At 73.3% G+C, this 22,775-nt stretch carries 18 protein-coding genes and 1 pseudogene; 7 read left to right on the forward strand and 12 right to left on the reverse strand.

All coding sequences use genetic code 11. The features are described 5' to 3' along the window. Positions 1–41 precede the first annotated feature (41 nt). Positions 42–1,160, reverse strand: coding sequence for a hypothetical protein (locus MXD57_RS18200; RefSeq protein ID WP_250402505.1), 1,119 nt, complete (start codon positions 1,158–1,160; stop codon positions 42–44). Positions 1,161–1,339: 179 nt separating this feature from the next. Between MXD57_RS18200 and MXD57_RS18205 the strand changes: the two genes are divergently transcribed. After that, entirely contained in the window at positions 1,340–2,494 is a 1,155-nt protein-coding gene (locus MXD57_RS18205; RefSeq protein ID WP_250402507.1) for a cystathionine gamma-synthase, read from the forward strand. A gap of 448 nt (positions 2,495–2,942) precedes the next feature. On the opposite strand, the gene MXD57_RS18210 is transcribed toward MXD57_RS18205, so the two are convergent. The 3 genes from MXD57_RS18210 to MXD57_RS18220 all read right to left on the reverse strand — a co-directional run bounded on the left by MXD57_RS18210 (position 2,943) and on the right by MXD57_RS18220 (position 4,362). Continuing rightward, the gene (locus MXD57_RS18210) at positions 2,943–3,191 is read right to left on the reverse strand and encodes a hypothetical protein (protein ID WP_250402509.1); all 249 of its coding nucleotides are present in this window, start codon (positions 3,189–3,191) and stop codon (positions 2,943–2,945) included. Positions 3,192–3,216: 25 nt separating this feature from the next. Then, positions 3,217–3,720 carry a sigma factor-like helix-turn-helix DNA-binding protein gene (locus MXD57_RS18215; RefSeq protein WP_250402511.1) on the reverse strand — a complete coding sequence of 168 codons (504 nt, stop codon included), beginning with the start codon at positions 3,718–3,720 and terminating at the stop codon, positions 3,217–3,219. Positions 3,721–3,855: 135 nt separating this feature from the next. After that, positions 3,856–4,362 carry a MarR family winged helix-turn-helix transcriptional regulator gene (locus MXD57_RS18220; RefSeq protein ID WP_250402556.1) on the reverse strand — a complete coding sequence of 169 codons (507 nt, stop codon included), beginning with the start codon at positions 4,360–4,362 and terminating at the stop codon, positions 3,856–3,858. Between the two features lie 162 nt (positions 4,363–4,524). On the opposite strand from MXD57_RS18220, the gene ilvA reads away from it, so the two are divergent. From ilvA to MXD57_RS18235, 3 genes are all read left to right on the forward strand, one after another. Then, positions 4,525–5,754 (forward strand): threonine ammonia-lyase, encoded by a 1,230-nt coding sequence (gene ilvA / locus MXD57_RS18225; protein ID WP_250402512.1) that lies wholly within the window; start codon positions 4,525–4,527, stop codon positions 5,752–5,754. A 214-nt stretch (positions 5,755–5,968) separates the two neighbouring features. Next, the gene (locus MXD57_RS18230; protein WP_250402514.1) at positions 5,969–7,000 is read left to right on the forward strand and encodes an ATP-binding cassette domain-containing protein; all 1,032 of its coding nucleotides are present in this window, start codon (positions 5,969–5,971) and stop codon (positions 6,998–7,000) included. Beyond that, on the forward strand, positions 6,997–7,848 hold the full coding sequence (locus MXD57_RS18235) for an ABC transporter permease (RefSeq protein WP_250402516.1): 852 nt from the start codon (positions 6,997–6,999) through the stop codon (positions 7,846–7,848). Before MXD57_RS18230 ends, MXD57_RS18235 begins: the two co-directional genes overlap by 4 nt. Positions 7,849–7,912: 64 nt before the next feature. Here MXD57_RS18235 and greA read toward each other — a convergent pair whose 3' ends face one another. Further along, positions 7,913–8,413, reverse strand: coding sequence for a transcription elongation factor GreA (gene greA / locus MXD57_RS18240; protein WP_250402518.1), 501 nt, complete (start codon positions 8,411–8,413; stop codon positions 7,913–7,915). A gap of 161 nt (positions 8,414–8,574) precedes the next feature. Further along, positions 8,575–8,973, reverse strand: a complete 399-nt coding sequence (locus tag MXD57_RS18245) for a DUF4307 domain-containing protein (RefSeq protein ID WP_250402519.1) — start codon at positions 8,971–8,973, stop codon at positions 8,575–8,577. Between the two features lie 122 nt (positions 8,974–9,095). On the opposite strand from MXD57_RS18245, the gene mca reads away from it, so the two are divergent. Continuing rightward, the gene (gene mca, locus MXD57_RS18250; RefSeq protein ID WP_250402557.1) at positions 9,096–9,956 is read left to right on the forward strand and encodes a mycothiol conjugate amidase Mca; all 861 of its coding nucleotides are present in this window, start codon (positions 9,096–9,098) and stop codon (positions 9,954–9,956) included. Then, positions 9,949–10,182, forward strand: coding sequence for a hypothetical protein (locus tag MXD57_RS18255; RefSeq protein WP_374114719.1), 234 nt, complete (start codon positions 9,949–9,951; stop codon positions 10,180–10,182). Before mca ends, MXD57_RS18255 begins: the two co-directional genes overlap by 8 nt. Positions 10,183–10,192: 10 nt before the next feature. On the opposite strand, the gene MXD57_RS18260 is transcribed toward MXD57_RS18255, so the two are convergent. Both MXD57_RS18260 and MXD57_RS31825 read right to left on the reverse strand, forming a co-directional pair. Beyond that, positions 10,193–13,396 carry a tetratricopeptide repeat protein gene (locus tag MXD57_RS18260; RefSeq protein WP_250402522.1) on the reverse strand — a complete coding sequence of 1,068 codons (3,204 nt, stop codon included), beginning with the start codon at positions 13,394–13,396 and terminating at the stop codon, positions 10,193–10,195. 394 nt (positions 13,397–13,790) lie between these two features. Continuing rightward, a complete protein-coding gene (locus tag MXD57_RS31825; RefSeq protein ID WP_308290818.1) occupies positions 13,791–16,055 on the reverse strand; it encodes a Sir2 family NAD-dependent protein deacetylase in 2,265 nt (754 codons plus the stop codon). A gap of 612 nt (positions 16,056–16,667) precedes the next feature. Between MXD57_RS31825 and MXD57_RS18270 the strand changes: the two are divergent. Continuing rightward, positions 16,668–18,714 (forward strand): annotated as a pseudogene (locus MXD57_RS18270) (thioredoxin domain-containing protein). A 13-nt stretch (positions 18,715–18,727) separates the two neighbouring features. Here the strand turns inward: MXD57_RS18270 and MXD57_RS18275 are convergent. From MXD57_RS18275 to trhA, 4 genes are all read right to left on the reverse strand, one after another. Beyond that, positions 18,728–19,459 (reverse strand): Mut7-C ubiquitin/RNAse domain-containing protein, encoded by a 732-nt coding sequence (locus tag MXD57_RS18275; protein WP_250402523.1) that lies wholly within the window; start codon positions 19,457–19,459, stop codon positions 18,728–18,730. A 34-nt stretch (positions 19,460–19,493) separates the two neighbouring features. Beyond that, positions 19,494–20,126: a TetR/AcrR family transcriptional regulator gene (locus tag MXD57_RS18280; protein WP_250402524.1), complete on the reverse strand. Its 633-nt coding sequence runs from the start codon at positions 20,124–20,126 to the stop codon at positions 19,494–19,496. Positions 20,127–20,130: 4 nt separating this feature from the next. Further along, positions 20,131–21,699 (reverse strand): MFS transporter, encoded by a 1,569-nt coding sequence (locus MXD57_RS18285; RefSeq protein WP_250402526.1) that lies wholly within the window; start codon positions 21,697–21,699, stop codon positions 20,131–20,133. Between the two features lie 109 nt (positions 21,700–21,808). After that, positions 21,809–22,522 carry a PAQR family membrane homeostasis protein TrhA gene (gene trhA / locus MXD57_RS18290; protein WP_250402527.1) on the reverse strand — a complete coding sequence of 238 codons (714 nt, stop codon included), beginning with the start codon at positions 22,520–22,522 and terminating at the stop codon, positions 21,809–21,811. Between the last annotated feature and the right edge of the window lie 253 nt (positions 22,523–22,775).

Consider the following 22,775-nt stretch of genomic DNA (forward strand, 5'->3'; position numbering starts at 1 on the left):
GTGACCAGTGCGGACCGGTGCCGGACGGAGCGGACCGGCCGTCAGCCCGGCAGACCCGCCGGGGTGCCGCCGGCCGCCTCGTAGCCGGCCACGGCCAGCGCTCGGTGGGCGGCGAAGGCGGCGGCCGGGTCGGCGGACAGGGTCCATGGCAGCGCGCCGACATAACCGTCGACGTGCGCGAGCTGGTCCATGGCCTCAGGCCAGCGCTCGGCCCGGACCAGGAAGAACAGCAGCAGATGACGGACGTGCGCGACCAGTTGGTCGTCCGCGCGGGCGGTGTGCACCGCGTGCAGTGCGCCCTGCACCGCCCGGGTGACCACCTCGCTCTGGTAGAAGCTCCGGACCAGGTTCACCTCGGGGATGTGCTGGAAGACCGCGAAGAGCGGCAGCGCAGAAAGCAGCGAGCCCTCCGGGGCACGGGCCGCGGCGTCCTCGGCGAAGGCGTACGCCTCCTCGCGGGAACCGTGCCACTCCTCCCCCCAGTACCGCAGCGCGGCCAGATGCGCCCCCATGTGGTGCGGAGCGCGGTCCGCCACGGTCCGCCACAGCTTCTCGAACTCCTCCCGCGGACTGCCCAGACCCCGGGCGGCGGACAGCTCCACGATGTACGGCACCGGGTCGCCCGGGGCGAGCAGCGCCGCCTCGCCGCAGGCCTGCCGGGCCTCCTCCATGATGATCCGGAACGCTTCCGTGCCCGGCGCGGACGTCCGCCACGCCTGCTGCGCGAGGAACTCCGCGTACACGGCCGCGCCGCCCGCGTCCTTGGGCCGCTCCGCCCGCCACACCCGCAGCCACTGCCCGCCGGGCGTCTGGTGTATCCCGCCCGGTTGCTGCGCCAGCTCCAGTGCCGCCGCGCCCGCGAAGGCCTGCACACGCTGCCAGCGCGCCTCGCCCTCCGCGTCGGTGCCGGCCAGCAACTGGGCGGCGGCCCCGTAGTCCCGGGTGCGCCGCACCACGTCCAGCACGTCCAGCAGATCCTTGTCCGGGCCGGGCAACCGCACGTCCAGCTCCTCCTCGGGCACGAGGCCGTAGGCCGCCGCGCGCGCGGGGTCCGGCCGGCCCGCCGGACCGCCCGCGCCCGCCCCTCGCCCGCGCCGCAGGACCGGGAGCAGCACGAAGCACAGCAGGACCAGCGCCATGAGCAGCCAGAGAATCGCCATGCCACAAGCGAACCAGACGCCGCCGACGATTGGCCAACCCCGCCCGCCGCGCCTGTGGAAAACCCGCGCGCCGTGCCTGTGGAAACCCCGGGCGCCCGGCGCCGCCGAAGCCCCGGGACCCGGCGCTCCCGGGTCCGCCGGACACCACCATCCGGCCGAGCGCACTACGCTCGGTCCACATGAGCGACAGGCACATCAGTCAGCACTTCGAGACCCTCGCGATCCACGCGGGCAACACCGCGGATCCCCTCACCGGCGCGGTCGTCCCGCCGATCTACCAGGTCTCGACCTACAAGCAGGACGGCGTGGGCGGACTGCGCGGCGGCTACGAGTACAGCCGCAGCGCCAACCCGACCAGGACCGCCCTCGAGGAGAACCTCGCCGCGCTGGAGGGCGGCCGGCGCGGCCTCGCGTTCGCCTCCGGCCTGGCGGCCGAGGACACCCTGCTGCGTACGCTGCTCAGCCCCGGCGACCACGTGGTGATCCCCAACGACGCCTACGGCGGCACGTTCCGGCTCTTCGCCAAGGTGGTCACCCGCTGGGGCGTGGAGTGGTCCGTCGCCGACACCAGCGACCCGGCCGCCGTACGGGCCGCGATGACGCCGAAGACCAAGGTGGTCTGGGTGGAGACCCCCTCCAACCCGCTGCTCGGCATCACCGACATCGCCACCGTCGCCCAGGTCGCCCACGACGCGGGCGCGCGGCTCGTCGTCGACAACACCTTCGCCACGCCCTACCTCCAGCAGCCGCTGTCGCTCGGGGCCGACGTCGTGGTGCACTCGCTGACCAAGTACATGGGCGGTCACTCGGACGTGGTCGGCGGCGCCCTGATCGCCTCCGACCAGACGCTGGGCGAGGAACTGGCGTACCACCAGAACGCGATGGGCGCCGTCGCCGGCCCCTTCGACTCCTGGCTGGTCCTGCGCGGCGCCAAGACCCTCGCGGTGCGCATGGACCGGCACAGCGAGAACGCCACGCGGGTCGCCGACATGCTCACCCGGCACCCGCGCGTCAGCAGCGTGCTCTACCCGGGCCTGCCCGAGCACCCCGGGCACGAGGTGGCCGCCAAGCAGATGAAGGCGTTCGGCGGCATGGTGTCCTTCCGGGTCCGGGGCGGCGAGGAGGCCGCCGTCGAGGTGTGCAACCGCGCCAAGGTCTTCACCCTCGGCGAGTCGCTGGGCGGCGTCGAGTCGCTCATCGAGCACCCCGGCCGGATGACCCACGCCTCCGCGGCCGGTTCCGCCCTGGAGGTCCCGGCCGACCTGGTGCGCCTGTCCGTCGGCATCGAGAACGTCGACGACCTGCTCGAGGACCTGCAGCAGGCGCTCGGCTAAGGGCTGTCCCGTATTCCCCGGTGGGTCGGCGCACGGCGTCGGATGCGGTGCGTCGCACGGCGGAGGGTCGTCCTCGTACGGGGCGTACTCGGGCGATCCGACAACGCGGCGAGGTGCCGTGGCCGTCGTCGTGCGCCCGCCGGGGATCGCGGGACAGCCCTCAGTGCCGTGCCGGGCGCCGCGAGCCGGTGAACCTCTCCGCTCACGGCATCGGGTGGGGTCCCTCCCGGTCACGGCACCCGGTCGCGTCCGGGACGTCGCGGCGTACGGCCCGGCGCCGGCGCCGCCGCGCCCGGTGCGTGCCCGGGCCGCCCGGTCGAGGGCCGGGGGAGTGCCGACCTGGAGCCCGGGCCCTCGCATACGCATGCGAGGGCCCGGGCTTCTGGCCTTTGCGGCGGTCGGGGCACCCCCGCAAGGCACGCTCCGGGCGCCGGGAACGCCGTCCACGTCACCAGCCGGTGAGCGGCACGGTCGTCTGCGACGGCGGCTCCGCCCAGGGCTGCGCCCGCACCGCCCACACGGTGAAGGCCACGGCCGCCGCGCACAGCAGCAGCCACATCAGGCGGTGCGCGAGCAGCCGGCGCCGCAGCAGCCGGCCGCCGCGGCGGACGGCCTCGGCGTGCAGGTCGGGCGGTACCGGCACCGGGACCTCCTCCAGGATCCGCCGCACGGCGGCCTCCCGCTGGGGGCGGTTCACCGCCGCCTCCCACCCGGTGGCCGCCTCACGACGGCGCCACCCTCGTGCCCATCGCGCCCGGCGCCGCCCTGCGCGCCGGATGCAGGACAGTGGCCGTCGCCCGGTCGCAGACGGCGTGCACCCGTTCGACGGGCAGGCCCAGCAGGGCCGCGGTCTGCTCCTCGGCGACCCCCTCGAACATCCTCAGCACCAGGATCAGCCGCTCCTGCGGCGCCAGCTCCGCGAGCGGGCTGCGCGGATGCGGGCGGGCCCGGCCCGCGGCCCCGTAGTGCCGCCAGGCCTCGTGCGCGAACCGGGTGGCCAGGTACTGGCGTGCGCACTCGTAGGGATCCTCGCCGCGCAGCCGGTGCCAGCGGGCGTAGGTGTGGGCCAGCGCCGGCACCAGCAGCCTCCGCGCGCGCGGGCCGTCGTCCGGGGCCTCTCCGGTGAGCAGGGTCGCGGCATGCAGCAGCCGCCCCGCCGCGCCCGCGACGAACGCCTCGAACTCCCGGTCCCGGCGGGCATCGCGGGACGCCTGCCGATCACGCACCGCGCCTCCCCCCTGAGGGGGTCCCGTCCGGTACGGGACGGACGCACCGCGCACCACGCAGGACCCGGTCTCATATCAGGCCAGTGGCGGCCCGGGGTCAAGACTCGGGACCGCACCCGTCGTCCGGGGGGCGCGTCAGGAAGCGGGCGCCGCCTCGGCCGCCGGTACCGGCTGGACCGCCATCCGGGAGGAGAGCGCGGTATTGAAGCGCGTGAGGAGCGCGCAGAACTGCTCGCGCTCCTCCGGGGCCCAGTCGTGTGTCAGCTCGGCCATCAACTGACGCCTCGACGAACGTACTTCCTCCAGCCGGGCGGCCCCGCGCGGGGAGAGCTGGAGCACCACGGCCCGTCCGTCCTCCGGGTGCGAGGTGCGCTTGACGAGGCCCGTGTCGACCAGCGGGGCCACCTGCCGGGTGACCGTGGAGGAGTCGATCCCCATGCTCGCGGCGAGCGCCTTGACGCCCATCGGACCCTCGCTGTCGAGACGGTTGAGCAGCAGGTAGGCGGCACGGTCCATGGTGTTGCGCACCTGCCCGACGCCACCGAGCCGGGTCTGTTCGGCACGCCGGGCGAACACCGCCACCTCGTGCTGGAGGGTGTCGAGAAGACCGGTGTCACCGACGGTCGTCATGTCCATCGACATTTCAGGTGTTGTGGGCATGGCCGGAGGCTCGCTTCATGAGGGCTGCTGGGTTGGGGGACAGGGTACGCGGCCCGGACGCGGACCGTACCGGCGCTGCGCAAACCCGGTCTCGGAGCTTGGTCACACCCGTCACGTACGACCGTGAACTGCGAGACTCGGTTCATGAGCTACCGCACGGCCGGCTCCTTGCGCTCCGTCACCCTCGATGACGTGCGCGGAGCCCAGAAGATGCTCTCGGGTGTGGCGCGGCGGACCGCGATGGAGGGCAGCCGGCACCTGTCCCAGCTGATCGGCGCGCCGGTGCACCTCAAGTGCGAGAACCTGCAGCGAACGGGCTCCTTCAAGCTGCGCGGCGCCTACGTCCGGATCGCCGGGCTGCTGCCGGAGGAGCGGGCCGCCGGGGTGGTGGCGGCGAGCGCCGGCAACCACGCGCAGGGCGTGGCCCTGGCCTCCTCGCTGCTGGGTGTGCACGCCACCGTGTTCATGCCGAAGGGCGCCCCGCTGCCCAAGATCAGCGCGACCCGGGAGTACGGCGCCGAGGTGAGGCTGCATGGTCAGGTGGTCGACGAGACCCTGGCCGCGGCGCAGGAGTACGCGGCTACGACGGGCGCGGTGTTCATCCACCCCTTCGACCACCCCGATGTCATCGCCGGCCAGGGCACGGTCGGCCTGGAGATCCTCGAGCAGTGCCCGGAGGTGCGCACGATCGTCGTCGGCATCGGCGGCGGCGGGCTCGCGGCCGGCATCGCGGTCGCGGTCAAGGCGCTGCGCCCCGAGGTCCGGATCGTCGGTGTGCAGGCGGAGGGCGCGGCGGCCTATCCGCCCTCGCTCGCGGCCGGCCGTCCGGTCCAGGTGCAGAACCCGGCGACGATGGCCGACGGCATCAAGGTGGGCCGGCCCGGTCTGGTGCCCTTCGAGATCATCGGCGACCTGGTGGACGAGGTGCGCACGGTCACCGAGGACCAGCTCTCGGCGGCGCTGCTGCTGTGCCTGGAGCGCGCCAAGCTGGTCGTCGAGCCGGCCGGGGCCAGCCCGGTCGCGGCCCTGCTGGCCGAGCCCGGCGCGTTCCCCGGCCCGGTCGTCGCCGTGCTGTCCGGCGGCAACGTCGACCCGGTGCTGCTCCAGCGGGTGCTGCGGCACGGCATGACCGCCCAGGGCCGCTACCTGGCGGTCCGGCTGCGGCTGACGGACCGCCCGGGCGCGCTCGCGACGCTGCTCGGGGTGCTGTCCGTGGCCGACGCCAACGTCCTCGACGTGAGCCATGTGCGGACCGACCCCCGGCTCGGGCTCACGGAGGCCGAGGTGGAACTGCACCTCGAGACGAAGGGCCCGGCGCACTGCGTCGAGGTCGGCCAGGCGCTGCGGCAGGCGGGCTACACGGTCATCGACTGAGGCACCGGACCGGACCGCCGTGGGGCGGTGTCACCCGTCCGGGGAAAACCATTGGCGGACGCGATACATCGCGTTATGGTTGGCGGGTCGCTCGCGGTGCGCCGCCGCCCGACGCCGGGACCCGGGGGTGAAAGCCGCTGGTGGAAAACCGAAGGCGGCGGCGGGCACGCGAACCTAGCCTTTCCGAAGCATCCCCGACGACGTGGAGACCCACATGCCAGGCGCCATCTATGCCGAAGGCCTGGTGAAGACCTTCGGCGACGTAAGGGCACTGGACGGCGTAGACCTCGATGTCCCCGAGGGCACCGTCCTCGGCCTGCTCGGGCCGAACGGCGCCGGCAAGACCACGGCGGTCCGCTGTCTGACGACACTGCTGCGGCCCGACAGCGGACGCGCCGTCGTGGCGGGCGTGGACGTCCTCAGGGACCCCGACGCCGTACGCCGCTCCATCGGCCTCTCCGGCCAGTTCGCCGCGGTCGACGAGTACCTGACCGGCCGGGAGAACCTGCAGATGGTCGGCCGGCTGTACCAGATGGGGGGCAGGGCGGCCCGGCAGCGCGCGGTCGAGCTCCTGGAGCAGTTCCATCTCACCGAAGCCGCCGACCGTCCCGCCAAGACCTACTCCGGTGGCATGCGCCGCCGTCTCGACCTCGCCGCCGCCCTGGTGGTCTCGCCGCCCGTGATGTTCATGGACGAACCGACCACCGGCCTCGACCCGCGCAACCGGCAGCAGCTCTGGGAGGTCATCAAGCAGCTCGTCTCCGGCGGTACGACCCTGCTGCTGACCACGCAGTACCTGGAGGAGGCCGACCACCTCGCCCACGACATAGCGGTCGTCGACCACGGCCGGGTCATCGCCACGGGCACCTCCGACCAGCTCAAGGCCCGCACCGGCGGTGAGCGCGTCGAGGTCGTGGTGCACGAGCGGGAGCACATCGCGACCGCCGCCGAGGTGCTGCGCGGCTTCGGCAAGGGCGACACCACGGTCGAGGAGCACACCCGCAAGCTCACGGTGCCCGTCACCGGCGGTGCCAAGCTGCTCGCCGAGGTCATCCGGGAGCTGGACGGACGCGGGATCGAGATGGACGACATCGGACTGCGCCGCCCCACCCTCGACGACGTCTTCCTCTCCCTGACCGGCCATGTGGCGGAGGCCGAGGAGTCCACCGGTGACGACCGGTCCCGCAAGGCCGACAGAGGCAGCAAGGGCGCCCAGGGCGCCACGGGCAAGGAGGCCGTGAAATGAGTGCCGTGACCGAAGCCGCACCTTCCGCGGCCCCCGGCAACCCGGTCGGCCGGGCCGTCCGTGACTCGCTGATCGTCGCCAAGCGCAATCTGATCCGCATGTGCCGGATCCCCGAGATGGTCATTTTCGGGCTGATCCAGCCGATCATGTTCGTGGTGCTGTTCACCTATGTGTTCGGCGGTTCCATCCAGGTCGGCGGATCCAGCTCCACCCAGGCCTACCGCGAGTTCCTGATGGCGGGCATCTTCGCGCAGACCGTCACCTTCGCCACGGCCGGCGCCGGTGCCGGCATCGCGGACGACATGCACAAGGGCCTCATCGACCGCTTCCGCTCGCTGCCCATGGCGCGCGGCGCGGTGCTGACCGGGCGTACCCTCGCGGACCTGGTCCAGACGGCGCTCACCCTGCTCGTCCTTGCCGTGGTGGCGTTGCTGGTCGGCTGGCGCACGCACGAGAACTTCGGCAAGGTGCTCGCCGGATTCGGCCTGCTCCTGCTGCTCGGGTACGCGTTCTCCTGGATCGGCGCGCTCATCGGCCTCTCCGTGCGCACCCCCGAGGCGGCCACGTCGGGCGGCCTGATCTGGCTGTTCCCGCTGACCTTCATCTCGAACGCGTTCGTCGACGCGAACAAGATGCCGCCGTTCCTCCGGCACATCGCGGAGTGGAATCCGTTCAGCGCCACCGTGCAGGCGTGCCGTGAGCTGTTCGGCAACCTCCCCCCGGGCTACCGGACCCCGGACGCCTGGCCCATGCAGCACCCCGTGTGGAGCTCGCTGATCTGGTCGGTCCTGATCACCGTGGCCTTCCGCACGCTCGCCGTCCGCAAGTACCGCTCGGCCACCGCGTGAGGGCATGAAGACGCCCCCGGCGTCCTGGGACGCCGGGGGCGCGACATGAACCCGGTCCGGTGGGTCAGCCCGAGTACGGCTCCGCCTTCAGGATCCGCACCGAGGCCGTCTTGCCGTTCGGCAGCTCGTACTCCGCGTCCTCGCCGACCTTGTGGCCGATGACGCCGGCGCCGAGCGGCGACTGCGGCGAGTACGTCTCGACATCGGCGCTCGCGTACTCGCGGGAGGCGAGCAGGAACGTCATCGTGTCGTCCTCGTCACCGTCGAAGGCGATCGTGACGACCATGCCCGGGGCGACGGCACCGTCCGCGGAGGCCGGAGCCTCGCCCACCTGGGCGTTCTCCAGAAGCTGGGTCAGCTGGCGCACACGGAGCTCCTGCTTGCCCTGCTCCTCCTTGGCCGCGTGGTACCCGCCGTTCTCGCGCAGGTCGCCCTCCTCACGCGCGGCGGCGATCTTGGCGGCGATCTCCGTGCGCGCAGGACCAGTAAGGTACTCAAGCTCGTCCTTGAGCTTGTTGTACGCCTCCTGGGTCAGCCAGGTGACGTTCTCGCTGGTCTGGGTCACAGGGTGCTCCTCGTCGGTACTGGGAAATACAAAGCATCGCCCTACCCAGAAGAATGTTCCCTCATGGATGGGCGAAACCACGAGCCTAACAATTCAACGGCGGAAGGGGGAGGACATAAGCCATCAGAATCACATCGGCACAGGTCACGGCCTGCGCCCGGTCAGCCGGCGTGGCAGCCGAGCAGCTCGGCCGTGGTGCCCCTGGCCGTCGTGCGGAGCGTGACGACCTTGTCGATGCTCGCGGCCGGGCCGGTGAAGCGGAAGTCCGCCCGTCCCACCTCGGCGCCGTCGGCAGACTGGGAGCGCAGGGTGCAGTAGCCGGAGGCACCGGCGTCCTTGTGCACCTCGAGGTGCACCCGGACCTCGTCGTCGGCGGCCTGGAAGGCGATCACCTGGGCGCTGATCTCGTTCCGCGCGACGTAGTGGTAGGCGAAGTAGCCGATCAGGGCGAGGAGGACCACACCGAGCAGTGATCCGACGATCTTGAGCCCGCGGTCGGCACGCTCGTCCGAGGAGCGGCCGTAGCGGCCCTCGGGCAGTCGCGTGCTCGGCGTACCCATGATCGTCCTCTCCGCGGAATTAATCGCCCCCCGATTCCGTCACTATAGAAGCCTGCGATTGCGCCGAGGACACGGGGCGCCGACTTACCGAGGATTGAGTCTTGACTGACCAGCTGCGACTGATGGCCGTTCACGCGCACCCCGACGACGAGTCGAGCAAGGGCGCGGCCACCATGGCGAAGTACGTGGCCGAGGGGGTGGACGTGCTGGTGGTGACCTGCACCGGCGGCGAGCGCGGGTCCATCCTCAACCCCAAGCTGCAGGGTGACACCTACATCGAGGAACACATCCACGAGGTGCGCAAGAAGGAGATGGACGAGGCCCGGGAGATCCTCGGCGTCCGGCAGGAGTGGCTGGGCTTCGTCGACTCCGGCCTGCCCGAGGGCGACCCGCTGCCGCCGCTGCCCGAGGGCTGCTTCGCCCTGGAGGACGTCGACAAGGCGGCCGGCGAGCTGGTGAAGCAGATCCGCTCCTTCCGCCCGCAGGTGATCACCACCTACGACGAGAACGGCGGCTACCCGCACCCCGACCACATCATGACCCACAAGATCTCGATGGTGGCGTTCGAGGGCGCGGCGGACGCGGAGAAGTACCCCGAGGCCGAGTACGGCCCCGTCCACCAGCCGCGGAAGCTCTACTACAACCAGGGCTTCAACCGGCCCCGCACCGAGGCCCTGCACCACGCGATGCTGGACCGGGGCCTGGAGTCGCCGTACGGGGACTGGCTCAAGCGCTGGAAGGAGTTCGAGCGCGTCGAGCGCACGCTGACCACGCACGTCCCGTGCGCGGAGTTCTTCGAGGTCCGCGACAAGGCGCTGATCGCCCACGCCACCCAGATCGACCCCGACGGCGGCTGGTTCCGGGTGCCGATGGACCTCCAGAAGGAGGTCTGGCCGACGGAGGAGTACGAGCTGGCGAAGTCCCTCGTCGACACCTCCCTCCCCGAGGACGACCTCTTCGCGGGCATCCGGGACAATGCCTGACATGAGCGCAAGCCTGGCACTGACGCATCTGGTCCCTCTCGCCAAGGAGGTCGACGAGAACAAGGTCACCCCCGGCGTCCTCGGCTTCATCGTGTTCGCGGTGATGGCCCTGGCCGTGTGGGGCCTGATGAAGTCGATGAGCAAGCAGATGCAGAAGGTCGACTTCAAGGAGGCCCCCGAAGCCGGGGCCGAGGAGAAGACCGGGCCGAAGACGCCGCGGGCCTGACCCGGGAGGGTCAGCCCCGCGCCGGAACCGCCACCCCCATCACCTCGCGGGCGTGGCGGTCCGGGGTCATGCGCAGACGCCATGCCTGCCAGCCCGCCTCCAGGCTGACGCCCCGCTCCAGCAGCAGGGCGTAGGCCGGCACCCACTCGGCCAGCTTGTCGTCCCGCAGCGGATGCGCGGCCCGGGCGAGCCGGGTCAGCTCCTCCTGCGCGACCGCCGTGCCCACCTCCACCCCGCCCGGCGCCGCGTACGGCAGCAGGGTGCAGCGCAGGAACCTCGCCCAGTCCTCCCCGCGGCGGTCGCCGTAGGACGTGAACAGGGGCAGCGCCTCGTCGCACAGGGTCAGCGCCTGCTGGATCCGGCCGTTGCCCGCGTCCACCACCGCCAGCTCCAGACAGGTCCAGGCCTCGCCGTGGGCGACGCCGATGCGCTGGAAGTCGGCGCGGGCGTCGACGAGGAGCTGCCGGGCGAAACCCGAGTTGCGCAGCGAGCCGGTCTGCGCGGCCCGCTGGTCCCGGGTGACCCGCGCCGAGTGGTGCCGGGCGCAGGCAAGGCCGTAGACGTCCCGCATCCGGGAGAACATCTGCCGGGACCGCTCGAGCTCCCGGACCGCCCGGTCCAGCTCCCCCGTCTCCTCCAGCGCCTGCCCGAGGTGGAACAGCGTCCAGGCCTCGCCGCGGGCGTCCTCGTTGTCCCGGTGCCGCGCCGCCGCGCGGCGAAGGTCCTCCACCGCCGGACCGGCGTCCCCGCCGACCAGCCGCGCCCGGGCGAGCTGCGTCAGCGCCCAGGCCTCGCCGCGCGCGTCGTGCGTCCGGCCGTAGCGCTCCAGGGCGGCCCGCAGCTCCGTCTCCGCCCCGGGCACGTCGCCCGTGCGCAGCGCGAGCTGGCCGAGCTGGAAGTGCGCCCACGCCTCCCCGTGCAGGGAGCCGCCCTCCCGGTGCAGGACGAGTGAACGGGTGAGCAGGTCCAGCGCCTCCGGCAGCCGGGCCCGGTCGCGCTGCACCGCCGCCAGCGCGTGCATCGTCCAGGCCCGGTCGGTCGCCAGCTCCTCGGCCGCCTGCAGGTCCAGGGCCTCCTGCAGCCGGGCCGCGGCCTCGGTGAGGTTGCCCTGGTGGTGCAGGGTGATCCCGAGGGAGCACAGCGCGCGGGCGGCGCCCGCGTCCTGGTGGGCCTCCCGGTAGAGGTCGACCACGGAGGCCAGCGTGGTACGCGCCTTGTCGAGCTCGCCGAGCTGCCGGGCCGCGATACCGGTGCGCCACTGCACGGAGCGCATCAGCAGACCCTCGTCCACGGCCTGCGCCAGCTCGCTGATCTCACCGAGGCGGTAGAGGTCACCGCGCAGCAGGCAGTAGTCGCACAGGGCGCCGAGCAGGTTCTGCACGGCGGCCCGGTCCACGCCCTCGGCGTGGCGCAGCGCGGCCGTGATGAAGCTGGACTCGTCGTCCAGCCAGCGCAGCGCCTCGTCCAGCGAGGTGAAGCCGTGCCCGCCGAACTGGTTCGAGCGCGTCGACATGTTGCCGTCGACCAGGCGCAGCACGGAGTCGGCCAGCTCCGCGTAGTTCACGACCAGCCGCTCCTGCGCGGCCGCCCGCTCGGCCGGGTCCTCCTCGTCCAGCAGCCGCGCCTGGGCGAAGGCCCGCACCAGGTCGTGCAGCCGGTAGCGGCTCCCGCGCACGTGGTCGATCAGGCCGGCGTCCGCGAGGGCCGCCAGATGCCGGCCGGCGGCCGGCTCGTCGGTGGCCAGCAGGGCGGCGGCCGCGGCCGCGCCGAGCGAGGCCCGGCCGGCCAGCGCCAGCCTGCGCAGCAGCCGGCGCGCGGGGTCCGGCTGGTCGGCGTAGCGCAGCCACAGCGCCCGCTCCACCGGCTCGACCGGGCCGTACGCGCCGAGGTCCGAGGCGAGCTGCCGGGGCGAACGCGGGCCGAGCGAGGAGCCGGCCACGCGCAGCGCCAGTGGCAGGCCGCCGCACAACTCGCGCACCCGGTCGGCGGACTCCGCGTCGTACGGCCCCGAGGCGTCCTGTGCCGTCGCCCCCAGCAGTTCCTCGGCGCCCGCCGCGTCCAGCTCCCGCACCGGCAGGTGGTGCACCCAGGCGGCGAGCTCCGCGGGCAGCTCGAGCGGGGTGCGGGCGGTGACCAGTACCAGGCTGTCGGAGCGCTCGGGCACCAGGGCCCGCACCTGCTCCGGGTCCGAGGCGTCGTCCAGCACGATCGTCACCGGCAGGCCGGTCAGATGCCGGTGGTACAGCTCGGACAGCCGCTTGACCTGCTGGTCCGGGGAGGAGCGCTCGCGGAACAGCAACTGCTCACGGGGTGCGCCGAGCCGGTTCAGCAGGTGCAGCAGCGCGTCCCGGACGGGCAGCGGCGGCTCGTCCCGGCTGCCGCCGCGCAGGTCCACGACGACCGCCCCGCGGAAGTGGTCCCGCAGGTCGTGCGCCGCGCGGACCGCGAGCGTCGTGCGGCCCGATCCCGGCTCGCCGTGCAGCACGACCACCGTCGGCCGGGTCTCGGTGGCCGCCCTGGCCGCCTGCGCCCACTGCCTGATCCGGGCCAGCTCCGGCCGGCGGCCCGCGAACGGCCCGTCCGGCTCCGGAAGTTGCCCGAAGGACTGCTCCAGCACCGTACGCCGGCGGGCCGCCGCGCTCTTGTCGGCGCCGCGCAGCGCGGGGCCGGTCTTCCTCCTCGGCCCGGCGGAGGCGGCCAGCACCCGCTGCTGGTCGAGGAACGGGCGGATGCCGCGCACCTCCAGCGCGGTCAGCCACTGCAGCCGGAGCTGCTCGGGGCCCCCGGGCTGTCCGGCGGCGCCCGCCCGGTGATGGGCGGCCGGCAGGTGCGAGCCGGCCACCTTCACCACCGTCGCGACGGCGCCCGCGACGCCCGCGGTGACACCGGCGCCGACGGCCGTGCCGGCGCCGGTGCCCAGGGACAGGTCGGCGACGGCGGCGGCCGCCGCGGCGACGGCGGCCACCAGCACCGCCGTTCCGGCGCCCTCGCGCGTGTAGCGCTCGCCGAAGGTGAGCCGGCCGGCCTCGGCCTCGTCGAGCGCGCGGACATAGGTCTCGTACTCCTCGGCGGCCTGCTGGGCCATGGTGTCCAGCGAGCCGCGCGCCCGCGACAGCAGCAACTGCCCGTCGGTGCGGCCGCCGGAGCGCCGCACCTCCTCGTCCACGGCCCGCGCCAGCAGCCGCTCGGCCTCGGTCCGATGGCCGTCCCGCATGTCCCGTCCCCCTGTCGGCGACAACTCCGTTGCCTACGAGTGTCCTTCGGAGGCGGCGGGTTGGCGAGGGGGCGACGATCAGCGGATGGGTGCGGATTTCCGGACAACTCCCTTGTCAGCGGCCGTTTTTCGGTCGTCGTGACGGTGTGCTTTCCTCACTCGTACGCGGTGCCGTGGGCGATAGTCACACGGGGCCGCGGGATGCGGGAAGGGCTCGGACGTCCGGCCCGGCCGCGGTCCGTCACACCGAAGCGGAGCGCTTCCACGCCCCGGCCCGTCGCATGGCCATGCCGGAGCGAGCCGCGCACCGAGCCGTTCCTCGCCGCGGCCGACGTCCCGGTCCAGCAGGACCGGGGCCCGTCCCCGGCGGGCGCCCGGCCTCAGCTCACCGCCGTCACCGGCTCAGCTCGGTGGCCCGCTGCAGCGCCCGCTCGGCCCGGGCCAGGTGGCCGTCCTGCTGCTCCAGCGCGCCGGCGGTCTCCACCGCCCGGCGGGCCGCGTCCAGGGCCTGCTCGGCACGGCCCAGGTCGGCCTGGCGCTCGGCCAGTTCGATGAGCGTCCTGGTGAGGCCGCGCAGCCCGTTCTGCGTCCGCGCCCGCCGCTCGTAGGCGTCCACCAGGCTCTCCGCGAGCAGCACCGGGAACTCGCCGAACACCGTCACTCCCGACGGTACGGCGTCCAGCAGGTCGGCGGGCAGGGCGGGGTTCTTATCGGCCAGGGCGGTCAGCGCCTCGGCCAGCGGTGCCGGGTAGCCGCCGGCCAGCGCCACCTCGACCGCCGCGGGAGAGACACCCGGCAGCAGCGACAGCAGCTCGGTCAGGCGCCGGCGGACCTGCGGACGGGTGTGCGCGGCGCGGGCCAGCACGGTCAGCACGCGCCGGTCCTGATCCTCGCTGGTCTCCATCAGAGCGGCGAGCAGGAACCGGGGTGTGGCGACCTCGGCGACCAGCTCCTCGTCCAGCGCGTCGGGCAGCGACTCGCTCCAGTAGCCGGGGTCCCCGGCGGCCGGCGGGTACATCTCGCGCAGCCACCGCGCGACCCGGAGCCGCAACTCCGGTTCCTCCAGGGCCTGCAGGTGCCCGAGGGCGGCGAGGGCCGCCTCCTCGTCGGCGGCGCCGCACAGGACGGCGGTGGCGGCCGCACCGGCCACGACGCCGGCGGGCAGCTCCAGCCCGTGCTCGTCCGCGGCGGCCCGCAGATAAGCCAGTTCGCACCGGAGCAGCAGGCCCTCGTCCTGCCCGCCCGTACCGGCGGACGGCGCCAGTGCCGTGGCGAGCACCGCGGCCTGCAGGGCGCCGGGCAGCGACGGCGCGTCCCGGGTCGGGACGGCCGCGGCGGCCGGGGCGCCGAGGGCCGCCGCGTAGTCCCGGGCGGCCTCGAGCACGGCGTCGGCGTGGCCCTGCCCCGCCGTGTCCGGTGCCCCGAGCTCCTCGTACGTGTCCGCCGCCGGCCGGGGGCCGTCCGTGCGGGCGAGCAGCAGCAGGCGGACCGGTGCGCCGGACTCGCGTGCCGCCGCCTCGGTCCGGAGCCGGGCCACCTGCTCGCCGCGGGTCTCGGCGCTCTCCACGACCACCAGCAGCGGCCGCCCGGTGTCGGGAAGGCCTGCTCCCCGCGTCGGGAACACCACGTCCCAGTCGCCCGACTCGCCCACGCGGTCGGCGAGTTCCAGGGCGAGGCGGGACTTGCCGCTGCCGGCCGGCCCGGACACCAGATGGGTCCGGGTGCCGCTGCCCGCACACCACTGGGCGAGCCGCTCCAGCTCGGCGGTCCGCGAGCGGAACCGCGCGGTCCGGGCGTCCGCGCGCAGCAGCACACCGGGACGCGCCGCCGGCGCGGCCGTCTCCTCGGCGGCGGCCTCCGCACGGGTGGCGGCACCCGAGGCGGCGGCCCGCAGCTGTGCCGCGATGCGCGGCAGCGCCTCGCCCAGCGGGTCCCGGATGATGTCGGTGGCGATGGCGTCGTAGGGCGTGGGATCCCAGTTGACGATGACCAGGGTCGCCCCGGCGTTCACCGCGCTCGCGCACAGCGAGCCCGCGGGCTCGACCGTGAGTGTCGTCCCCACGGCGAGGATCAGGTCGCACGAGGTGACGGCCTCCTCGGCCCGGACGAACGTCTCGGGGGACATGGTCTGCCCGAACATGGTGCTGGCGGTCTTCTGGATGCCACCGCACCGCGGGCACGGCGGCGTGGCCTCGCCGGCCTCGATCCTGGCCAGCACGTCCGTGGTCGGCGAGCGGTCCCCGCACGCGACGCACAGGGTGGTACGCATCGTGCCGTGCAACTCGAGGACCCGGTCGGCGGGTGTGCCGGCGAGCTGGTGCAGCCCGTCGGTGTTCTGCGTCACGACCGTCGTGTCGATCCCCGACTCGCCGAGCGCTGCGACCGCGCGGTGGCCGGCGTTGGGCTCGGCTCCCCAGACGGGGTGCTCGTAGCGCGTCTTCCAGTAGCTGACCCGGAGTTCGGGATCCGCCATGAAGGCCTGGTACGTGTGCTTCGTCTGGAGTCCCGGGCTCAGGGTCCAGACGCCGGAGGGACCGCGGAAGTCCTGGATGCCGGAGTCGGTGGAGATGCCGGCACCGCTGAACACCACGAGCCGGCGGACGCCGTGGGCCCAGTCGGGGATGTCGCCGGGCGACTGGTCGGTCGGGTGTGTCGTCATGAGGGCCTCCAGGAAGTGTCGGCGCGGTCGGCCACGGCCGCCGAACGGTGCGCCATCAGTGCACGGCGCTTTCGCCGGTGAACCGGGCGAGGGCGCCGACGCCCTCGCGCGGGGCGACCACCAGCCGGTCGGCCGGGCGGGGTGCCGTTGCGGGGCGGGTCGATCGACCGTTCCTCGCCGGCCTGCTCCGGGCGGCGGCCGGTGAGCATCGAGCGCCGGCGGCGGCAGCGGCGTCCGGCGCGGTCCTCGTGGCCGTTCGCCGGGCCGCGCGAGGCCGCCGGAGGAGCGGGCCGGTCTCGACGGCGACTTCTTCGGGCCGGGCGCAGGCGCACTGCCGGCATGACCGGTGTCGAAGCCGATAAAGCGCGCAGAAATAGCCTTCCTCAAGGAGCCGCTGTAATAGCATCGCAGCGTCGAAGCATCAAGGGATTTACCGGCCTGGCCGAACACCGGCGGAAGATTCGCCCATGTGGTCTCGGGTATTGAGGGACCACGAACCTGCCCGAGCGTAGTCCAAAGTGACTGTCTGTCAACCGAGAATGTCGCCGCATTCGGCGGTCGTACGTCCCCGCGTGCTGTGCCGAACGGCCTCCGTCGTGCGACGATGCCGGTATGAATCGACTGGCTCACTCCCAGTCTCCGTATCTCCTCCAGCACGCCAGCAATCCGGTGGATTGGTGGCCATGGGGAGAGGAGGCGATGCAAGAGGCCAAGAGGCGCGACGTTCCCATCCTTCTTTCGGTGGGTTACTCGTCGTGCCACTTAGCCGGCTGATCACTGGTGCCACGTCATGGCCGGTGAATCGTTCGAGGACCAGGCCACGGCCGACTACCTCAACGAGCACTACGTCAGCATCAAGGTCGACCGCGAGGAACGCCCCGACGTCGACGCCGTGTACATGGAGGCGGTCCAGGCGGCCACCGGTCAGGGCGGCTGGCCCATGACCGTGTTCCTCACCCCGGACGCCGAACCCTTCTACTTCGGCACCTACTTCCCGCCCGAGCCCCGGCACGGCATGCCCTCCTTCCGGCAGGTGCTGGAGGGCGTCCGGCAGGCCTGGGCCGACCGGCGGGGCGAGGTCGGCGAGGTCGCGCGGAAGATCGTGCGGGACCTGTCCCAGCGGGAGCTGGGCGACCAGGGCACCGAGCCGCCCGGAGAGCAGGAGCCGGCCCAGGCGCTGCTCGCGCTCACCCGGGAGTACGACGTCCAGCGCGGCGGATTCGGCGGGGCGCCCAAGTTCCCGCCGTCGATGGTGCTGGAGTTCCTGCTGCGGCACCACGCCCGCACCGGTGCCGAGGGCGCCCTGCAGATGGCGTCCGACACCTGTGAGCGGATGGCCCGGGGAGGCATCTACGACCAGCTCGGCGGCGGCTTCGCCCGCTACTCCGTCGACCGCGACTGGGTGGTGCCCCACTTCGAGAAGATGCTGTACGACAACGCCCTGCTGTGCCGGGTGTACGCCCATCTGTGGCGGGCGACCGGATCCGAGTTGGCCCGGCGGGTCGCCCTGGAGACGGCCGACTTCATGGTCCGCGAACTGCGCACGGAGCAGGGCGGGTTCGCCTCGGCCCTCGACGCGGACAGCGACGACGGCACCGGGCGCCATGCCGAGGGCGCCTACTACGTCTGGACGCCGCAGGAGCTGCGCGAGGTCCTCGGCGGCGAGGCCGAACGTGCCGCCAGGTACTTCGGGGTGACGGAGGAGGGCACCTTCGAGCACGGCCGGTCGGTGCTGCAACTGCCGCAGACCGAGGGCGTCTTCGACGCCGAGCAGGTGGCGTCGGTCAAGGAGCGGCTGCTGGCGCACCGCGCGCTGCGGCCCGCCCCCGGCCGGGACGACAAGGTCGTCGCCGCCTGGAACGGGCTGGCGATCGCCGCGCTCGCCGAGACCGGCGCCTACTTCGACCGGCCCGACCTCGTCCGGGCCGCCGTCGCGGCGGCCGATCTCCTGGTCCGGGTGCACCTGGACGAGCACGCCCGTCTCGCCCGGACCAGCCGGGACGGCCTGGTGGGGCCCAACGCCGGGGTGCTGGAGGACTACGCGGACGTCGCCGAGGGCTTCCTCGCGCTCGCGTCCGTGACCGGGGAGGGGGTGTGGCTGGACTTCGCCGGGCTGCTCGTCGACCAGGTGCCGGCCCGCTTCGCCGACCCCGCCGGCGGCGCCCTGTACGACACCGCCGCCGACGCCGAGCAGCTCATCCGCCGGCCGCAGGACCCCACCGACAACGCCACCCCCTCCGGGTGGAGTGCCGCGGCGGGCGCCCTGCTGGGCTACGCCGCCCACACGGGCTCCGAGCCGCACCGCGCCGCCGCGGAGCGGGCGCTGGGCGTCGTGAAGGCGCTGGGCCCGCGGGTGCCGCGGTTCGTCGGCTGGGGGCTGGCCGTGGCCGAGGCCCTGCTCGACGGCCCGCGGGAAGTGGCGGTGGTCGGCCCCTCCCTGACCGACGAGGCGACAACGGCCCTGCACCGCAAGGCACTTCTCGGCACCGCGCCGGGCGCGGTGGTCGCGGCCGGGACACCCGGCGGCGAGGAGTTCCCACTGCTCGCCGACCGCCCGCTCGTGGACGGCCGGCCGGCGGCCTACGTCTGCCGGAACTTCGCCTGCGACGCCCCGACGACGGATCCGGAGCGGCTGGGCCGGGCGCTGAACACCACCTGAGCGGCGGGCGGTGTCAGCCCTGTCCGCTGAACTCCGCCAGGGCGCGCTCCACGATGGCCTCGAGCCGGTCGTGGTGCGCGCCCTTCCAGTAGGCGCGGCCGCAGTCGCCGCACCGGGCGAAGACGTCGTAGGTGTGCCGGGTGCCGTGTTCGAGCTGTCCGGCGACCTCCTCCTTGGTGACCTCCGCCAGCAGGCCGTTGCAGGCGGTGCAGCGGGTCCAGGGGCGCAGCTCGGGGGCGAAGCGCTCGAGGACGTCGCGGAGCTGGTCCTCGGGGCGGGTGCTGTAGACGTACGCTCCGGCCCACAGCTCGCGGCGGCGCAGCAGGCCGCGGTCCCGGCTGAGCATGACCCGCTTCTCCGCGGCCGAGCGCGCGGCGAGCGCCGGGTCGCCGATGTCGATCGACTCGTACGCCGTGTCCACGCCGAGCAGGCGCAGCCGGCGGGCGAGGGTGCCGAGGTGGACGTCGAGCAGGAAGCGGAGCGGTGCGCCGGGGACCCGCTGGGGACGGACGACGGAGCGGACCTCCACCGAGTCGCCCGCGCCGGGGACGTAGGAGGCCGGCACCTCGCGGCCGTCGACCCGCAGGGCTCCGACCTCGGTCAGCGGGACGCCCGCCGACTCGACGACGTGGCCGAGGGTCGAGACGCCGTCGGTGACCAGGGCGGTGGCTCCCCGGCGCCGTCGGCTCGGGACGAACAGGGCCAGACCGGGGGCGAACTCGACGTGGATCTCGGGACCGTTCACCCGGCCAGGATGACACGCCGCGGGGCGCCGGGGCTCAGGGATTTCCGGTGGGCAGACCGTGCTCCAGGACGTCCAGGGCCCGATGCACGAGGTCGCGCAGATCGCCCTCGAAGTCGTTCTCCGCCCAGGCCATGTAGACCTCCATCATGCCGCCGACCAGGGACATGGCGTAGACGCGCACCTCCAGGGCGTCCGGGTCGAGGCCGGCCCGCTCGGCGAGGGCGCCGCGCAGCAGCCGCCCGGTCTCCGACATGCTCTCCACCATCCGGGAGCGGACGGCGGGGACCTGGACGCCGAGGTGCGCCCGCATCCGCAGCACCTCGGGGTTCTCCCGCGCCATCGCGTCGATGGACTTGTCCATCACGTACCGCAGCGAGTCCATCCACGGCTCACCGGCCGGCCGGGACCGCAACTCCCGCACCATCAGCGGGTCGTACTCGTCGGTGAGGACGATGTCCTCCTTGGTGGGGAAGTACCGGAAGACCGTCGACGGCGACACCTCGGCCCGCTCGGCGATCTGCTCGATCGTCGTGGCGTCGTACCCCTGCTCCCCGACCAGCGCGTACGTCGCGGAGCGGATCGCCTCGCGGGTCTTGATCTTCTTGCGTTCCCGCAGGCCCGGCCGGGGGCGGTCGGCGGGGGAGAGGGGAGAGGGTGCTGCCGTCATGCGGTCATTGTCCGGCATCCGGCCCGGGGGTGACCATCTCGGGACCGGTGCGCGAGACCCCGCGCGCGGAGGGCTCGCCACCGGGCAGGAGTGCCGCGGCCGGCAGCGCGGAGACCAGGGCGGCGATCGCGCAGACCAGCAGGACCAGGCCCATGCCGTGCACATAGGCGCTGTCCGCGGAGGCCGCGAGCCCGTCCGAGCCGGTCCGCGCGGCGACCAGGTGCGCGGCGACCACGGAGTCACCGGCGGTGCCGGCGGCCCCCGCGGGCAGGCCGGTGACGTCCAGCCGGTCGCGGAAGACGCCGGACAGCAGGCTGCCGAGCAGGGCGATCCCGATCGCGGAGCCGACCTGGCGCATCGTCAGCAGCAGCCCGGAGCCGCTGCCGGCGCGGTCGCGGGGCAGGGTGGCGAGCGCCCCTGTCATCGACGGCACGAGCGCGAAACCCGAACCGAGCCCCGCGACGGAGAGCCACAGCGCGGTGAAGCCGTAGCCGGACCCGGTCGTGGTGCGGGTGCCGAGGAGACCGGCGAAGGCGAGGACCACCAGGCCGGCGGCGACCGTGGCGCGGGCCCCGAAGCGGGTGGTGACCGGCGGGGCGAGCTTCGCGGCGACGGCCAGACCGAGCACCAGCGGCAGCAGCCGGACGCCGGTGCCCAGGGTGTCGTTGCCGAGGACGGCCTGGAGGTAGGGCGGCAGCACGAACAGCAGGCCGGACAGGACGAACATCACCAGGGTGGCCGCGATCGTGTTGAGCAGGAAGCCGCGGCGGGCCAGCAGTGCCATGTCGAGCAGGGGGCGCTCCATCCGCCGCTCGCGCAGGACGAGCCCGGTGAGCAGGACGGCGGAGCCGGTGAGCGTCCCCAGGACCAGCGGATCGGCCCAGCCCCGCTCGGGCGCCTCGATGATCGCGTAGATCAGGGCGCCGAGACCCGCCGCGGTGAACGCGGTGGAGCGGACGTCGACCCGGGGGGAGGCGGGGTCGACGGTCTCGGGGAGCAGCAGGGCGCAGGCGGCGATGCCGACCGCGACCATGGGCACGTTGATCAGGAAGACCGAGCCCCACCAGAAGTGGTCCAGCAGCCAGCCGCCGATGATCGGACCCAGCGGCAGACCGAGCGCGGAGCCGGTGGAGACCAGGGCGATCGCCCGGCCCTGCTCGTCGGGTGCGAAGAGCGACGGCAGCACCGACAGCGCCAGCGGGGTGATCAGCGCGGCGCCGACGCCCATGACGGTACGGGCGGCGATCACCTGGTTCACGTCCCCGGCCAGGGCGCCCGCCAGCGAACCGGCCAGGAAGATCCCGAGGCCGGTGATCAGCATCCGCCGCCGTCCGAAGCGGTCGCCGAGCAGTCCGGCGGGCAGCATCAGCGCCGCGAAGACGACGACGTACGCGTCCGCCGTCCACTGCTGCTGACCGGTGGTGGCGCCGAGCCGGTCGGCCATGGTCGGCAGCGCCACGTTGAGGATCGTCATGTCGAAGCCGAGCGTCAGCATGCTCGCGACCAGGGCCCCGAGGGCCCACCAGCGGCGGGGGTCGCGCCGCGTCTCTCCCCTGTCGATGACAGTAGCCATGAAATGACAGTAACTATCAAAACAAGCTTGCTGTCAATCGGGAGGTGCTTTCGGGCGCACGAAGAACGGCCACGGCTGCGAGCCGTGGCCGTGGAGTGCGCGGGGGCGCTCAGGCGTGCTGGTACGCCACCAGCGAGATGCCGACGTAGTGGACGACGAAGGCGGCGAGGGTGAAGGAGTGGAAGACCTCGTGGAAGCCGAACCAGCGGGGTGAGGGGTTCGGCCGCTTGATGCCGTAGATCACGCCCCCGGCGCTGTACAGCAGGCCGCCGACGATGACCAGAACCAGGACGGCGATACCGCCGCTGCGCATGAAGTCGGGCAGGAAGAAGACCGCCGCCCAGCCCATCGCGATGTAGCACGGCGTGTACAGCCAGCGCGGGGCGCCGACCCAGAAGACGCGGAAGACGATGCCCGCGGCGGCCGCGGCCCAGATGCCCCACAGCAGCCACTGGCCCTTGGCGCCCGGCAGGAGCAGCATGGTCAGCGGTGTGTAGGTGCCGGCGATGATCAGGAAGATGTTGGCGTGGTCCAGGCGGCGCAGGACGCCGTCCATCCGCGGGCTCCAGTCGCCCCGGTGGTAGAGCGCGCTGACGCCGAAGAGCAGGCATGCCGTCAGGACGTAGATGCCGCACGCGATCCGGCCTCTGCTGGAGTCGGCGAGGGCGGTGAGCACGAGGCCCGCGACGAGCACGGCCGGGAACATGCCGAGGTGCAGCCAGCCGCGCAGTCGCGGCTTGATCGGGTGCGGCAGTGAGAGCGCCACGGGACCGCGGCCGGCGGCCGGCGTGTCCTGGGGCGCGTCGGGGACGGGCGCAGTCATGCCGGGCATGGTACCTACGGCTCCGTAAGTCGTGTGTCAGGGCGCCCCCATGAGAGCCCCAACGCAAAAAGTCCTTCTGTCGAACTTCATGTGTACGCAAAGAACCGCGGTAACCGTGGTGTTCCTCACGTCGCTCACCTGTGATGCCCTCTGGACAGATGGGCACTAGAATCGGATGATCAAATGAGTGCGGTCGGCACCGGATGAGCGGCTACGAAGCGTCCGGGTCGAGGCCCCCACGGGGCGACAAGAC

The sequence above is a fragment of the Streptomyces cellostaticus genome, assembly GCF_023630175.1.
GTDB lineage: Bacteria > Actinomycetota > Actinomycetes > Streptomycetales > Streptomycetaceae > Streptomyces > Streptomyces cellostaticus_A.